The organism is Paenibacillus sp. Pae15, assembly GCF_024519685.1.
Lineage (GTDB): Bacteria > Bacillota > Bacilli > Paenibacillales > NBRC-103111 > Paenibacillus_G > Paenibacillus_G naphthalenovorans.
This window is the reverse complement of sequence record NZ_JALJRM010000016.1, coordinates 63,873-80,025: the sequence shown is the minus strand read 5'-3', so window position 1 is coordinate 80,025 and position 16,153 is coordinate 63,873. Positions and strand designations below refer to the sequence as shown.

Below are 16,153 nucleotides of genomic sequence, written 5' to 3'. Positions count from 1 at the left end.
AATGAAACAGCCTGGTACCTCTATGGGGTAACAGGCTGTTTTGCTGTACATTCCTCGTCAGGTTTCATATCTGAAGGGCATCCTCATTCATACCCGAATGGGATGCCCTTTATTAGCGATAAGCTACGAACCTGTTTTCTGCACATGATTTCTCGGGAATAGAGAGAGCCTGACCCATAAAGCGTTTAGCAGCAGCAGCACGGCGGCCGTCATGAAGATTCCCCGGATGCCGATCAACCCCGATACGGCTCCCCCGATGACCGGTCCGAGCATATTGCCCAAAGCCAGGGCGCTCGTATTAAAGCTATAGGCCCGGCTTTCCATGCCGCTTGGTGTATACTGGCGTATTAAGGTCTGCACGGAAGGGAGAAGCCCTCCCATAAAAACGCCCAACAGGAAACGCGAGGCGAGCAGCTGCCAGATGTTGGTGACAAAGGCCTGGGGAATAAAGGCCAGACCCGTCCCGATTAAAGCGATCGCCAGAATGCGCTGCGATCCCAGCCGGTCCCCCAGTCTACCCAGCAGCGGTGATGCGATCATGTTCGAAAAGCCGGTCACCGAACCGACAAGTCCGGCATAAAAGGCCAGCAGCTGGCCGCTGCCGTGGAGCTCTTGTACGAACAAGGGAATCAGCGGCATCGAGCTAAGAATCGAAAACTGGATCAGGAAGGTAACGGAATACAGAGCCGGCAGCTGGCGGATCCGGATCAGCTCGCGAAACCCGCTGAACACCGACATTGTTGGCCTGGTTTTGGCTTGCTCGATGTCGAATTTTTCTTTTACCAAGAACGCGGCGAGCACGGAAGCGGCGAACAACAATCCCCCGGTGATGTAAAAAATGGGGCGAAAGCCGACCCATTCCGCCAATACTCCCCCAAACAAAGGTCCGAGAATCGTGCCCGCCACGCTGCCGGATTGCAGAGTACCCATGGCGAAGCCCATCCGTTCACGGGGCGTATTCGCGGATACCAACGCGACGGCGGCCGGCATAAAGCCCGATATAACGCCGTTAGCCAAACGAAGCAGCAGCAAATGCAGAGGCGTAGCGGCCATGCCCATGAACATCATGACAAAAGCCATGCCGAAGCCTGACCTAAGGAGCATGACCTTGCGTCCGAACCGGTCGGCAAGTCCTCCCCAGATCGGCTGAAAAATAAACGAAGAGACGAAGTTGGCGGCGAAGATCAAGCCCGCCCACACGGCCACTTCATGCGGATCGTGAATTCCCATTTCCTGTATGTATAGGGGCAGGAACGGAATAATCATGGTCATGCCGGACATGACCATGAATTGTCCAAGCCAGAGTACGATTAAGTTGATTTTCCAACGTTCCAAAAAAGGTTCCTTCTTTCCTTGCTTGGATGGATAACTTACAGCGCTTCAACGTTCCAGGCCGGTTGTCTGTTCATAACGGAACCGCTCCAGCTCAGGCAGTCCGACCTGCTCTGCGATAGCGACGGCTTTCTCGATATCGTAAGGGACGCGTACGGATTGCACGGAGAACGGGGCTTCCTCCATAAGGTCCGCCACACCCTCCAGAATCACGTAGCTGGCCTGCGCCAGTCCGTCGTAGGGAGCGCCGACGCTGCCCGTATTGAACAGCAAAAGTCCTTTGCTTTGTTTGGATTTGAGCGTCTGCATGAACGGGATGTGAATGTCCCCGTAGCCGATCACATCCGGCGTATGCTCCGTTCCCAGGAATCCTCCGGTATGCTCGGTGTTCTCGAACATCGCCAGCTTTTCTTTCTTGTCCGCTTTTTGCGGTACGCGATGATAGACGCTTTTCGCGGAAGCGTGCAGCAGCCGGATACGCCTGCCGCTCATCCGAAGATCCACGAAAAAAGGCAGCTCCCGCAAATAACGGAGCCGTTCCGCTCCAAGCCGTTCCTGCTGCCACAAGCCGGATTCCTTATCCTGAGGCTGGTTGATTCCGTGTTCCCAATTGCCCAGCACCGTCACTTCGCAAAGCTCGCGAATCCGATCCACAACCTCACAAGGCTGAGGGCCTTTGCCGACCAGATCGCCAAGACAAATGATGCGCCGGATCTCGCGGCAGCGGATGTCCCGCACAACAGCTTCCAATGCCTCCAGGTTACCGTGGATGTCGGAAATGACTGCGATTTTGTCCATTGTCACCCATGGCCTCCTGTTATTCCATTTTTTCATATGTTTTTCATTATACCACATACCGGGCTAGTATATTTGATGAATCACTTCTTCAAAATCAGGCTCCTCCATATGAACGTCGCTGATCGTACCGAACGATTCCAGCTTCCGGAGCACTTCCATCGCAGGGATATCCCGCCGGTTGAAATGAATCGCAAGCCCGCGGCCGCTCGTCTTTGCGATGCTGAATTCGGGTAACGCATCCGGGCCCGGAACGTCCGCTTCCGAGGTGAAGGTAACCTGAAGGAGGGTAGGAAGCCCGATACGTTCGCGGAGCTGACCGATCGTTCCGTCATAAACGAGCGACCCGTGGTTAATGACCATCACACGGCTACATAACTGCTCGATGTCATCCATATCGTGAGTCGTGAGCAGCACCGTTTTTCCCAGCTCCCGGTTAACGGTGGACAGCAGCTTGCGGATATTTCGCTTGGCCAGAATATCCAGCCCGATCGTCGGTTCGTCCAGAAACAGCAATTCGGGCTCATGAAGCAGGGCGGCAGCCAGATCGGCACGCATCCGTTGGCCGAGGGACAGCTTGCGGACAGGGACGTCCATCAAATCGCGCAGCTCGAGAAGCTCGTCCAGCTCGCCAAGCGTCTTTGCTTTACGGCGCGGGTCAATGCGGTACATTGCGGCAAGAATATCGAACGAATCGCGAACGGGCAGATCCCACCACAGCTGGCTGCGTTGTCCGAATACGACGCCGATCCGGGAGGCTACCCGCCGCCGGTCCTTATGGGGATTAAGTCCGCCGATGCGGACTTCCCCGGAGGAGGGATGAAGGATACCCGCCAGCATTTTGATGGTGGTCGATTTGCCGGCGCCGTTCGGTCCGATATATCCGACAAATTCGCCTTGCTCTATGGTGAAGTTAATCTCGCGGACGGCTATTTTTTCCGCACCCGCCCCGGAGAGTACCGACTTCAACCGCTCCCACCTGCTTGGATGGTTCGGGGGGAGCCGAAAGCTTTTATGCAAATTTCTCACTTCGATCATTCAAACGGCAGCTCCTCTCTATATTTATGGAAGGATGCAGGCTTGCATCAGCTTCCCGTGCTTTGATAGCGGGTAAGGCCGAGCTTCCAGAAACGCAGCATAAGCCCCAGAAAAACAACGGTAAACAGCATGACGCCGGGCAGCAGCCACCAGCCGAATTCCCCTCTCAGCACATACAGTGCGGGAATGTAGTTGGCCATTCCTACGGGAATGAGCGTAAGCAGAACGGTTCGCAGCCAAAGCGGGTACAGATCCATCGGGTACTGAACGGCGGTTCGGGCGGCGTCTTCCGTCAGATTTTGAAGGTCGCTGATGCGTGTAATCCAAAAGCCGAAGGTGGCGGTGCCAAGTCCGATCGCGAACAGCAGGGCCGCTCCGGTGACAAGAATGAGCAGCGTTAAAGGAACCGCCAGCCATGTGACTTGCCCTATGCTCATCATGTGGCTTAAGCAAAGCGTCAGAATGATCCCACCCTGGATGCACTCGCCGAACATGGGCCGGAAGTTTTGCGACATCAGCGCGAGCAGAACGGGGACCGGTCGGATCAGCAGGCCGTCGAGGTCGCCCGACACCAAATATTTTTCCAGATGGTGCACATCGTTGGCAAAGCTGCGATAGAGCGCCTTGGACAGCAGTATGGTGGAATACAGATAGCCGATATCGTACAGGGACCATTCTTGGATGTTATCGAATTTCCATAAAATGATCGAAATCAGTAAAAAATCGGTCGCATTGACTACAGCGGCCAGCAGCGTAGACAGCCAGAAGTTGAATTTGTACTGCATTCGGCTGCGGATGCTTGCTCTAATTAGCAGAACATACATTCGAAGCGTGTTCATCCGCCCTGCACCTCCACTTTGCGCCGAACGAACGCGGTGGCTGCCAAACAAAGCGCCGTAAGCAGCGCGCACCACAAAAAACCGCCACACATGGTGGAGGGGGGAGCGAGGCCTAAATAGATTTTGCTTGGAACGTGCTGCATATAGGGATATGGGGTCCAAGCGCTTATCCGCGAAAGCCAGTCGGGCAGCCATTCGATCGGGACCAGAAAGCCGGAGAGGACGGAAGAGACGGAAAAATGGACCCAATACAGCCAGTTGGACTCGGTGGTCCAAAGCGCCGTGACGCCGATGAGGTAGTTGATGCAGATGTTCATATAAGAGGCGGATGCCAGCGACGTTAATGTAAAGATCCATGTTGCCGCGTCTGTAGGGACGGGCAGACCGATCGTCCAGATATAGATGAAGTAGATGGGCACCGTTTTGTATATCAGCTGATAGCCGATTTGTCCCCATTCCCGCCCCATCAACTGATAGAAAAGATGAACCGGGCGCATCAGGTCCAGGGCGATATGTCCGCTGCGAACGGAACGTTCGATGCCAAGTCCGTTGGTGATGAACAAGGTGATCCACAATACCGCCTGATTGAACGCAACATAATGGATGACATTTTGCAGGCTGTAGCCGTTCATCCCCGCGGGCTCGCCGATTCCTTTCCAGATGGAAACGTAAATAAGACCGAACATGGCGCTCGCGACGGTATTGATCGCATGCGAGGAACGGTACTGCAGGTTTCGCGAGAACGCTTTTTTAACCAATACGGGAAAAAGCATAGGCACCTCCAAGGTTTCAAACTCTCTCCAACTGGTAACGGCAGTGGAGAAGTGAATGGGTTCGTGCAATCATGCCTAAGTCCGCTCGGGGTGAGTAAGTCTGAAAATCGAAAGGATATCTATCATACCAGAAGGCAGCGGGGAACAGCAACATATTTTTGGTACAATTGCCCATGACCGGGGGAGGGCCTTTTGGTATAATGGTACACGGAGGTTGCCGGCAGTTGGGAGGAAAAAGGGGTAGGTTGCGATTAGATCACGTACAGAAAAACATAAGCGTCTTAAAGAGAAAAAAATGAATCGCATGTTATGGCTGAAGATCACTTTGTTGACAGTTTTGACGATAGGTGCCTTCGCCTATTTAATGCAGGAGCTTGATCGGCCTCATGGTATGGTGGAAGGTGAAGCGGCGTCAGGAGCCAAAACGCCGCCAGCTCCAAGCGCAGGAGTTCAGCCGCGGCAGGATGATGCGGACAAGCCGCCGGCGGTGAATGAAAACGAACAGGCGAATATCGCCCCAGATAACGATAAAGCAGCGGACCGTGTGAACATGTCCTTTGTCGGCGATGTGATGTTCGCGGGTAAAGTGGAGGCTCTCCTGAAGCAGCACGGATATGATTATCCGTTCAAATATGTTCGTTCCTATCTGGAGAAGGCGGATATTGCCGTCGCCAATCTGGAGACGCCCATTACGACCCGAGGCACGCCGGAGGATAAGACCTATGCTTACCGTTCGTCGCCGTTGGCCCTTTCCGAGCTCAGGAAAGCAGGGGTGGATCTCGTCAATTTGGCGAACAACCACAGCATGGACTATGGGGTGGAGGGTCTCCTCGATACTTTGGATTACCTGGATGCGGAGGGGATCAGGCGGGTCGGGGCCGGAAGAGACAGCGAAGAAGCGTACCGTCACGTCATCATGGAGCATAACGGAATGAACATCGCGTTTCTCGGGTTCAGCCGGGTGATTCATTCCGCAAGCTGGTATGCGGGTAAAAACAAGCCGGGGCTTGCTGAAACCTATACGACAAAGCTGCCGCTTCAGGCAATCGCCAAAGCCAGGGAAGAGGCCGACCTCGTTGTCGTCATCGCCCATTGGGGAGAAGAACGAAATCACCGACCGATCAAGGTGCAAACCGATCTGGCCAGACAGTATATCGATCAAGGTGCGGATCTGGTTATCGCGAGCCATCCGCATGTATTGCAGGGCTTCGAGCAGTATAAGGGCAAGTGGATTGCGTACAGCCTCGGCAACTTTATTTTTACGACCAACGAAAATTCGGCTACGTGGGAAAGTATGATACTGGAAGCGTCCTGCTCGAAAGAAGGAAGCTGCGATTTGCAGCTTGTGCCTATCTTGACCAAATGGGCTCAACCAATCCGTATGGTAAAGGAGGAAGGCCGCAAGCTGTTCGACAAATTGACTGCTATTTCGGTTAATGCCCAGGTTGATGAGGAAGGGCGGGTTACGGCAGCATCCCGACCGTCAACGGGGCAGGCGGCAGTGAAGTCATCGGTGAACGAGACCAAGAAGCCGGCAGAATCCAATCAGGCTGTTCGATCGGGAAGCAAGGCGGACCCGGGCAACAAATCCGATAGCAATACTGCAAAGCAAAGCGAATCAGCCAAATCCGGAAGCACAGCGAATCGGAATGAAACGCCGAAATTGAACGGAACGACCAAGCCGGATGAAGCGCCGAAATCGAACGGAACGTCGAAACCGAACGCGAATCCTAATTCAGATGAACCGGCAAAAACAAATCATCCCGTCAAACCCGGCGGGACACCGAATGTGGGCGAATCCGGGCAAACCGGTAACCAAACCAATCCGGGAGGTACGGCCGAGTCCGGAGAACCTGTTTCCGGTGAGTAAACAAAAGAATGGCCATGAGGAAAATACAAACCGGCCCAGGATCGGCTACAAAAGAAAGTCTGCAGCAGAACTTGAGATCCGTACATATGAATCCGTACATATGAAAAAAGACGCTCCATAAGACTGATTTTCAATGCAGTGGCCAGCGTGTGGTAGGCAGAAACGTGGTCGGCGATCTCCGGCTTCAGAAATGGGTACGTCAATAGTGGGATGAGGTGGAAGCTGACTTGGCAAAAAAAGAAACAGCCAGCAGAACTATTGGCCAAAGAGACCCTGGACGTGCAGAAGAAATACGAGCAAGCGATGAAAAAACTGTTGGGTGAGAAGAGATCACCCGACTCAAAGTAGCCCATCGCTGGATTGGGAGGGGAAACATACCCGGTTCGGACGGTTCTTAAGATCGGCGAAGTCCCTAGATCCACCTACTACTACCGTCTTCTTACGCGGCAGGACATTTTAACGAGCCTCTTTTGAAGCTGTAGTGATTCCACAGCAGCATCATTGGCCCCATACCCACCAGTCTAGAGAATTGCCCGGCCGGCGGCCGGGTTTTCTTGATGCTGCACAATGAGTAAGTTCAGTCAAGCGCTAAGTAAAACCGGGATGATGATCCGGCATCCTTGAAAGGACTTCGACGGGAATATTCCTTTTCGCAAGAAAAGCTGCTGTCAAACTTTGATCGAATGTGTTTTTTATTCAGGAAGAGGAGTTGAAGTACAAATGGCGGATCTGCTGGTTGGACTTGCCGGGAGTTTGCTTATCGCAGGAGCGGCCTATTGGAAAAAGTCGCTGACGATTTCAGGCCTGGCGGCGGCTGTACTGCTTGGCACCTTGATGTATGCGTTAGGAAGCCTTCCCTGGTTTGGGACGCTGATTGCCTTTTTTATTACCTCATCGGCATGGTCCAAATGGAAAAGCCGAAGAAAAGAGGCCGCGGAAAGCGGCTATGCCAAATCGGGGAGGCGTGATGCAGGACAGGTTTGGGCTAACGGCGGGCTGGGGCTTGCGCTGTGCATCGGATATTGGTTGTTTCCGCACCCGCTCTGGTGGGCCGCTTTTGTCGGTGTCATGGCAACGGTTACCGCCGACACTTGGGCAACGGAAATCGGCGGCGTCAGCCGCTCGGTTCCCAGGTCCATCGTCAGCCTGCGCACCGTAGAGCCCGGGACATCCGGTGGCGTGACACCGCTTGGGCTCGCCGCCTCGGCGGCCGGCGGGCTGTTCATCGGAGCCGCAGCTTGGCCGCTCCTGCTGCTGTCGCCGCAAGGGCCTCTCCCGTCCGCAGCGGCCTTGTGCTTCATCGGCCTGCTCGGCGGTTTGGCCGGGTCGTTGGCGGACTCCTGGTTTGGTGCGGTTTGCCAAGTCATGTACCGCTGCCAGGTGTGCGGCAAAGAGATCGAAAAAAACCGCCACTGCGAGGCAGCGGCGGTTCGAATCCGTGGGCATGCGCTGATGACCAACGATACGGTTAACGCCCTAAGTTCCGCGTTCGGAGGTCTGATCGCCTTGGCCATGTGGCATTGGATTGTTTAGTCTTGTTTGCGTGAATAGGCTTTGTAAGTAACGTAGATCGTTAGTCCCGAAACAACCAATGCAATAATGACGGAGATGGTAATGATGGTGTTTACCATAGCTTACCTCCATATAGGATTTGACACTTGTAATTGTACCCGATGAGGAAGCCGCTGCCAAGCCCGTTATTGGCGCGGCTTCCATGGAGGGAGCTTGAGCGATCCGATTTCGGTTAACGTGGACAAATCGTTTGCTTTCAGCATATCCGGCGAAGCGGTATACAGGGTATCGCCGATATAGAGCAGCCGTTCGACGTTGCGGTCGCTGCTGTACCATTCACGCCCGGCCTTTTGCAGGTCTTCATCGCTCAAATGGGTAATCCTGCCCCGAAGCTGGAAGCCATTTTGCAGATCCAGCCCGTAGACGTATGCACCCTGGAACGTGAACTCGCCGTATTTTGTCGCATCTGCGGGAGCACCGCCGGAGGATTTGTCTTTGACCTCCATAACCGTCACCGGAAAAGCGAGCAAATTTTTCTCTTTGGAGAACAGCAGGGCTTTATGATTGTTCAGCAGCTCCGAATGCGTGCCCCGGCCGCCGATCGACTCTTTGAACAGCTCTTTCGGATGGGCGACATCCGATACGTCGAACAGCGCCAGCTTCATGCCTTGATAATATGCAGTAGGACCGCCTTCGAAACCGGAACCGTTTTTGTTGTCCACTACTACGGCGTCCTTGCCGAAGCCAATGATATGGTTCTCGTCATAGGGGTGCAAATAATCGCTGTAGCCCGGTATTTTGAGCTGACCCAGCACTTTGGGCGCCTGAGGATCCTTCAAATCGATAACAAACAGAGGATCGACGTTCTTGAAGGTAACCATATAAGCCCGGCTTCCGGCATAACGTACGGAGTAAATGCGCTCGCCTGGGGCCAGATCTTCCACTTTGCCTACGACATTCATCGTTTCGTTCAAAACATACATATTGTTCTTTGAAGTAAATTCATCGTCGCGCCACATGTCTCCCTTGGTGGTTGCGATGCGGAAATAGCCGTCGTGTTCATCCATGGAAAATTGATTCAGCGGGTGTCCGGGCACTTTGCCGCGTCCGAGGTACTTGACCGTGCCGTTATCCATGCCAAATTTATAAATGACGCTGCTCGTTTCGACCGGTACCGGCCGGATCGGCATAATTTCCTGCCCGATTCCGGGAACCGCCTTTGACGATTGTTCAGGTTCTTCTTTAACGGGTTCGTATTCATTCACTGTAATATACAGATTGTTTTGCGATGCATACACATATTGGCCGGAACCGAGATAGCTGGTCACCTGCATTTTTTGCTCCGGCTTGCTGAGGTTGAGTCCGCCGACGAGCAAATAATTCGGCTCCACCGCTTTCGGGAAATATCGAATGTCCTCGTAGCCGATGGTGATAAAAGAGTCCCCGGCCGCAGAGTCACGGTAAGCCGGTGTGGAGAGGGCCGCTTTCTTTTCCGCAGGGCTGATCTGTTTGTCCATAAGCCAATACGTATCCATCCCTTTGTTGGTGACGATGTAAAGCGAATCGCCGATTTTACGCGACGAAATGTAATTTCCCTCGAGTTCCGTTTCTCGGACAGGTTTCATTTCCGTACGGTCGCCCAGCTCATATACGATCGCCTTGGTGGTGAAACGTTGAGGCGCGGGCCAGATCATTTTTTTTCGCTCCATAAACTCGGGTACGGGCGCGACCTTGATACTTTTTGTCGCTGGGGCATCCACCGCCGGACTGCTGACCGGGGTGGAGGGATCGCTCGCAGCCGGCGCGGCCGAATTAGACGGTTTTATCTTATCGTTTATCGGATAATGGGTATTGCCGATCACCACGAGATGCTTGCCGTCGACATAAATTTCCTGCGGGTAAAATTGGCGGTCGGCCCAGTACACCGTACTGACGACGCTCATACTATCGGCAGGGTAGGCCTGGGATACGATCACCCGGTCACGGTTTACCTGATAAATGTATTTGCCGTCCGTCTTGATGATATCCGCCTCATCCACGCCTTCCACCTGTACATTAGTACCGGAGTGCGAGGGGGCTGCAGAAAACGTCGGAGCCGTAGAGGCGGATTCACTGGTTGGTGTTTTGGCGGCACCGGATTGTGAAGCCAATTTATCGGTAACCATTAAACGCATGCCGCCATGGACCGCAGCGGAATCCTTCAGCAGCTCCTCCATTCGTTCGAGCGATCCGACCGTGGGCAGGCTTTTGTCCGCGTCCACGATGTCCACCGATCGGTTGGCGCCATCCCAATACACATTAAAATCAAAAGATTCACTGAAAAAACGGAGCGGCACAAGCATATAGCCGTTATCCGATACCGGTGCCGCGTCCAGCGTTACGGGTGTGCTGCCGCGATACGCCTGGTTGCTGTCCAGGCTCAGCTTAATGTTTCGCTCTCCTTTGCTGGCTATCGCCGTCCGTTCGCGTTCGTTCCACTGCACCGTGACACCCAGAGCTTCCGAAAGCTCCCGCAGCGGTACCATCAGCGTGTTTTGGATCAAGCGGGGTTGGATCGAGAAACGGACCGATTCTCCGTTCAAGCTCAAGCCGACCGTCTTTTCCGTTTCGGCCTGCATTTGTTGAGCCGGTACGCTAGAAGCAAGCAGCGTGAGCGCGACCATGCATGAGAGCAGGGTTGTTTTTCTCACATAAGTCCCTCCATTCGTTTTTATGTATTTCCATGATTTGCTTTCAACTCTACTGACGCAAACCGCACCCGATTTGTTTCAATATAAAAACGCCCTTTTCTTCAATAAAGAAAAGGGCGCAGCTGCGTTTAGGAGGGTTCATAGGTTTTGACCCGGTTTCGTCCGTCTTTTTTGGCCTGGTACAACGCCTTGTCCGCTTGCAGGAGGAGCTCGTGGCTGGTCATCTCCAGAGTAGGAATGACCGTCGCCGTTCCCAAGCTGGCTGTCACCACGGGGGATACATCGGATTGCCTGTGAGGAATGGACAGGCTTTCCACTTCTCTGCGCAATTGTTCGGCCACCGTCTGTGCCCCGCGCTTATCCGTAAAAGGAAGCACGATGACAAATTCTTCACCGCCGTATCTGGCAATGATATCGCCGGGACGCTTGACAGCCGCACGCAGCGCATTGGCTACTTGCTGCAGACAAAGGTCTCCCTTTTGGTGACCATAGGTGTCGTTGTACTTTTTGAAATAGTCGATATCGATTAGTATGACGGTTAGCGGAGTAGAGAAGCGAAGGGCCTGCCGCCATTCCAGCGCGTAGCATTCATCGAATCTTCTTCGGTTGGCCACACCGGTCAATGCATCGATATTGGATATTTGCTGCAGCAATTCGTTCGTTTGAAGCAGCTGATGCTCCAATTTTTTTCTGGCAGAGATGTCCCGGGAAGTGCACAGCGCTTCTTTAAACTCCCCGTCGTCGCCTCTCAGGATACTTCCGGTGGTTTCAAACCAGACATAGCTGCCGTCCTTACGGCGGAAACGATATGAAAAAAGGACAATATCGGAACGGCCATCGACGATGTCTTGCGGTTGGGGAACGGCATCCAGATCCTCCGGGTGAAGCAGCTCGTAAGCGATGATGCCGACCAGTTCTTCGGGTTCATACCCGAGAAGCTTGCGGCAGGCGGGAGAGACGTACAAGAACCTGCCCGACCTGTCGTGCTTTGAAATCATGTCCGTGGAATGATCGGCAATCATCCGGTACATTCGTTCGCTTTCGAGTAAGGCGTTCCAAGCCTGCTTGGCGTCGTCCTCCTTGCGTTTGCGCTCCGTCACATCCTGAACCAGCTTGAAATATAAAGGACGGATGCCGTTGGACGGTGTAATCTGAGAAATGCTGACGCAAGTCCACAAGGTTTCACCATTTCGGCAGATATATCTGATTTCATGCTGCTTCAACGACCGATCGTTGGCAGGACTGTCCGACAGGAACGAATACAGGAGATCGCGGTCATCGGGATGAATGACCGATTTCCATGGTTTATCGGACAATTCTTCCTCCGCATATCCGAGAAGTGAGCAAAATGAAGAATTCACATGAATAAAAAAGCCATCAGCAGATACAAGGGCCATACTTAAAGCCGATTGGTGAAATGAGCTGGCCAATAACTCTTTTTCCTGAATTTCCGCCCATTGAAAATCCATGATGACGGCATCCTTCCTTCATAGTATAGGACTTTCGCCCTGCTAATAGTACTATATTAATGAATGCCGTCATTCAGTTCAATGAGGAATGTTGAAAAATGCTCATTTTCAAATGCATTTGACTAAAACTTGATTTTTACGATTTAAAATCCTCGGAATTTGGGTTGAGCGATTCCTTTGGGAGAACGATTTCACGATCCCCCGGGGATAAAGATGAGTCCTTCCATTCCTCCGGGGCTTGTCCGTTCCCGGATTCTGCGAGCCGCTTCTCCAATTGCTTGATGGTCCGCTGCAGCTTGAACTGTCTCATGAATCCGATAAAAAGGGCAATCAGTCCTCCGAGAAAAGTGGAGCCGATAATCACCAATATGAGAGGGATATCCGCTTGCGTGAACAAAAAATTAACCTGAACCGGCTCTACGTTAATCACTGCAAATACGGCGGTAATCAGGGCAAAAATAAGTATGAACATGAGAAACCACTGTGCTTTCATAGTCCCTCCCCTTTACATGAGTGTCTATAATAAGGCTTAAAAAAGCTGAGCCGGGAGAACCGGTCTCAGCCTGCGGCGCATGGTTATTTCGCCAGTGCCTCCATTTGTTCGAGCAGCTCTTTAAATACGCTCATGGCTTGCTTGATTGGCTCCGGAGAGGACATATCCACGCCGGCCCGTTTTAAAATGTTAATCGAATAGTCGCTGCCGCCGCTTTTCAGAAAACCGATGTAGCGCTGCACCGCCGGCTCGCCTTCCTCCAGAATTTGCTTGGCGAAGCTGGTGGCTGCGGAGAATCCTGTAGCGTATTTATACACATAGAAGCTGTTGTAGAAATGCGGAATCCGCGCCCATTCCATCTCGATATCCTGGTCTACGACCATGCCTTTGCCGTAATACAGCACATTCAGATCGTAGTAAATTTGGCTGAGTAGCTGAGGCGTTAACGATTCGCCTTGCTCCGCTTTTTCGTGAATGATTTTCTCGAATTCGGCAAACATCGTCTGGCGGAAGACAGTCGTCCGGAATTGGTCCATATAGTAGGTAAGCAGGTACATTTTTTCCTTTTTGTCCGTCGACTTTTTCAACATATAGTCCATCAGCAGCGCTTCGTTAAGCGTAGAGGCGACCTCCGCCAGGAAAATCGTATATTGCGCGTAACGGTAAGGCTGGTTGACATCGGATAAATACGAATGAAGCGCATGACCCATTTCATGCGTCAATGTAAACATGCTGTTGAGATTGTCTTTATGATTCAGCAGCACATATGGATGGGTCCCGTAAGCTCCCCAGCTGTAGGCGCCGTTGCGCTTGCCTTCATTCTCGTAAATATCGATCCAGCGGTTGTCGAAGCCTTCCTGCAGGATGCCCAGATAATCGTCGCCTAGAGGCTTCAAGCTTTCTTTGACCATTTGCTTCGCTTCCGGAAACGTAATATCCATTTTGTACTCGTCGACGAGCGGAGCGAACAAATCGTACATGTGCAATTCGTCCACTTTCAGCAGCTTTTTGCGCAGCTCCATGTAACGGTACATCAAAGGCAGCGATTCGTGGATGGTGTCGATCAGGTTCGTATAAACTTCCTTTTTGATATTATCGCCGAAGAGGGACATCTCCAGCGTGGAAGGGTATTTGCGCGCCTTCGCATAAAAGATGTTCTTGGTTACGTTCGCGGCCAACGTAGCGGCAAGGGTATTTTTTTGCTTGGCGTAAGTGGAATACATCGCTTCAAAAGCCTGCTTGCGGACCTCGCGGTCTTTGCTTTCGAGGAACTGAATATATCTTCCATGTGTCAGTTCGATTTCCTCGCCGTGCTCATTTTTTACCTTGGGGAATTTTAAGTCGGCGTTATTCAGCATGCCGAAGATGGTTCCCGGAGCCTGCGAAAGATTGCCTACTTGGGCGAGCAGCGCTTCTTCTGTTTTACTGAGCACATGCTGCTTTTGGCGGATCATCTCCTCCAGCGTGCGCTTATAAAAGGAAAGCTCTGGGTTTTCGACGAGCTTATGCAGCTGTTCGTCTGTCAGGCTCAAAATTTCCGGGGAAATAAACGACATGGCTTCGTTGGCTTCGACGCTTAATTTTTTGGATTTATCGGATAAGGCCTGATATGTAGGATCCGCCATATCTTCATGGTGCTTCATGTTGGCGTATACATACAGTCGTTCGGTATGTAGGGAAATTTTGTCCTCCAGCTCGAAGCATTTTTTTATCGCAGCCGGGTCGTTAAGCTTACCTTCAAAACGCCCGATTTCTTTCAGGTCATCCTTGACCAGTTGATACTCCTTATCCCAAGCCTGTTGATTTGGAAAAAGGTCTTCCAGGTTCCAGCGGTGTTCCAAGGCTACGTCCTTACGCTTTGGCAGTTGATTCATGGGAGCCCTCCTTGTCATATGATATGGTTTGGCCGCTGCATCCGTCTGCATCGCGGATGCGCTCAGCAAGCCGGACAACAGCATGCCGCACAGCAGCAAAGGCATGATTCTCAAATTTGCTCACGCTCCATGGAAAATAGGGGTTGGTCTGGAAAGCATTCCTTAGTATGACCGGAGCGAGGCTTAAATATTAGTATATGAAAATCATGGAAGGAAGTCTAATGCCTCTAAGCGGGTGCGGCAAAAAAGCTGAATATCATCAGCACGAAGGAAAAAGAAACCAGCACCAGTGCGATGATCGCCAGAGGACGTTTCACTCCGGGGGGCAGCGTATCTCTTTTCATGATTAATACGAGTGCCAAAGAAAAGGACAAGATCATAAACGTAACAACGGATGCCGCATTGCTCAACAGAATCACCTCTTGCTAAGTAGTTTCGCCACAAAGGTTGAAATTCCTGCGTTTCCATAGGCAAGATATACCTGAAATCAGGAAGGGGAGAGTCGGCTGCAGGATGCGAAAATATAATACGCCCGAACACGATGGTTTTCATTGGAAAAAAATAAACAACCCGGCGAGAATACCGCCGGATTGTTTTATTGGTCAGCCCTCGGATTTGGCGACTTTCACCAATACGATGCGGCCTTGATCATCGACTTTTGCTTCAAAGCTGTCATTAGCTTCGATTTGAGCTTCATTTTTTATACTGTCAGGGATGGTCAGTTGTCCTTGTTCATTGATGGAAATGAAGTTTTTTGACAGCTTCTTCAAGTAACCGGCGAGAATGACGCCGATGACGACAATGGCGATGAATGCCCACTTCATTACAGGATTTTCATCAAACCAGCCTTTGACAAAAGGATCCCCCGTCAGCATGGAACCTGCAGTGTACGCGAGCACCCCGGCACCGATCGTAATAATAACAGGGAATTTTTCGACCAAACGAATGAACAGCGTGCTGCCCCAAACCATGATAGGGACACTGACGATCAAGCCGATGATTACCAGATCGAAGCTGCCGTGGGCTGCGCCTGCCACGGCGATGACATTGTCAAAGCCCATGACTGCGTCGGCGATAATGATGGTTCGGATAGCGGGCCAGAGCTGAGGCTTCGCTTCGATGTTATGCTCCTTTTCATCCACGAGCAGTTTATACGCGATCCATACCAGCAGTACGCCTCCGATGAGCAGGAGGAAAGGCAGCTGCAGGAGCCAAACAACGGCCAACGTAGCGGCGATCCGTATGATAACGGCGCCTACGGTTCCCCAAATGATCGCTTTCTTCTGATGTTCTTTCGGTAAATTTCGGGCGGCCAATGCGATAACAATGGCGTTGTCCCCGGCGAGCACCAAATCGATCAAGATGATGTTGAACAATTTGATGAAATAATCCAGTGTAAGGAAGTCCATTTTTAAATACCACTCCTTCATCCAAATGATTTTTACACAAAAATGACCTCTACCGATAC

13 protein-coding genes are annotated in these 16,153 nt (G+C 52.1%); 2 read left to right on the top strand and 11 right to left on the bottom strand.

Features of this window, described 5'->3' with window-relative positions:
• Positions 1-123: 123 nt before the first annotated feature.
• The 5 genes from NR121_RS14770 to NR121_RS14750 form a co-directional block, all read right to left on the bottom strand.
• Positions 124-1,335 carry an MFS transporter gene (locus NR121_RS14770; RefSeq protein WP_256831397.1) on the bottom strand — a complete coding sequence of 404 codons (1,212 nt, stop codon included), beginning with the start codon at positions 1,333-1,335 and terminating at the stop codon, positions 124-126.
• 45 nt (positions 1,336-1,380) lie between these two features.
• Positions 1,381-2,130: a metallophosphoesterase family protein gene (locus tag NR121_RS14765; protein WP_074727843.1), complete on the bottom strand. Its 750-nt coding sequence runs from the start codon at positions 2,128-2,130 to the stop codon at positions 1,381-1,383.
• Positions 2,131-2,193: 63 nt separating this feature from the next.
• Positions 2,194-3,165, bottom strand: coding sequence for an ABC transporter ATP-binding protein (locus NR121_RS14760; RefSeq protein WP_256831396.1), 972 nt, complete (start codon positions 3,163-3,165; stop codon positions 2,194-2,196).
• 47 nt (positions 3,166-3,212) lie between these two features.
• On the bottom strand, positions 3,213-4,004 hold the full coding sequence (locus NR121_RS14755) for an ABC transporter permease (protein WP_062407100.1): 792 nt from the start codon (positions 4,002-4,004) through the stop codon (positions 3,213-3,215).
• Entirely contained in the window at positions 4,001-4,777 is a 777-nt protein-coding gene (locus NR121_RS14750) for an ABC transporter permease (RefSeq protein ID WP_062407102.1), read from the bottom strand. Before NR121_RS14750 ends, NR121_RS14755 begins: the two co-directional genes overlap by 4 nt.
• Before the next feature lie 295 nt (positions 4,778-5,072).
• Between NR121_RS14750 and NR121_RS14745 the strand changes: the two genes are divergently transcribed.
• Both NR121_RS14745 and NR121_RS14740 read left to right on the top strand, forming a co-directional pair.
• Positions 5,073-6,647 carry a CapA family protein gene (locus tag NR121_RS14745; RefSeq protein ID WP_256831394.1) on the top strand — a complete coding sequence of 525 codons (1,575 nt, stop codon included), beginning with the start codon at positions 5,073-5,075 and terminating at the stop codon, positions 6,645-6,647.
• Positions 6,648-7,367: 720 nt separating this feature from the next.
• Positions 7,368-8,180 carry a DUF92 domain-containing protein gene (locus tag NR121_RS14740; RefSeq protein ID WP_256831393.1) on the top strand — a complete coding sequence of 271 codons (813 nt, stop codon included), beginning with the start codon at positions 7,368-7,370 and terminating at the stop codon, positions 8,178-8,180.
• A gap of 164 nt (positions 8,181-8,344) precedes the next feature.
• Here NR121_RS14740 and NR121_RS14735 read toward each other — a convergent pair whose 3' ends face one another.
• The 6 genes from NR121_RS14735 to NR121_RS14710 form a co-directional block, all read right to left on the bottom strand.
• Positions 8,345-10,849: a beta-propeller domain-containing protein gene (locus tag NR121_RS14735; protein WP_256831392.1), complete on the bottom strand. Its 2,505-nt coding sequence runs from the start codon at positions 10,847-10,849 to the stop codon at positions 8,345-8,347.
• 128 nt (positions 10,850-10,977) lie between these two features.
• Positions 10,978-12,318 (bottom strand): sensor domain-containing diguanylate cyclase, encoded by a 1,341-nt coding sequence (locus NR121_RS14730; RefSeq protein ID WP_062407110.1) that lies wholly within the window; start codon positions 12,316-12,318, stop codon positions 10,978-10,980.
• Between the two features lie 136 nt (positions 12,319-12,454).
• Positions 12,455-12,811 (bottom strand): LapA family protein, encoded by a 357-nt coding sequence (locus NR121_RS14725; protein WP_062407112.1) that lies wholly within the window; start codon positions 12,809-12,811, stop codon positions 12,455-12,457.
• Between the two features lie 83 nt (positions 12,812-12,894).
• A complete protein-coding gene (pepF, locus tag NR121_RS14720) occupies positions 12,895-14,685 on the bottom strand; it encodes an oligoendopeptidase F (protein ID WP_256831407.1) in 1,791 nt (596 codons plus the stop codon).
• 227 nt (positions 14,686-14,912) lie between these two features.
• A complete protein-coding gene (locus tag NR121_RS14715; protein ID WP_235594237.1) occupies positions 14,913-15,104 on the bottom strand; it encodes a hypothetical protein in 192 nt (63 codons plus the stop codon).
• Between the two features lie 183 nt (positions 15,105-15,287).
• Positions 15,288-16,094, bottom strand: a complete 807-nt coding sequence (locus tag NR121_RS14710) for a TerC family protein (protein WP_062407118.1) — start codon at positions 16,092-16,094, stop codon at positions 15,288-15,290.
• Between the last annotated feature and the right edge of the window lie 59 nt (positions 16,095-16,153).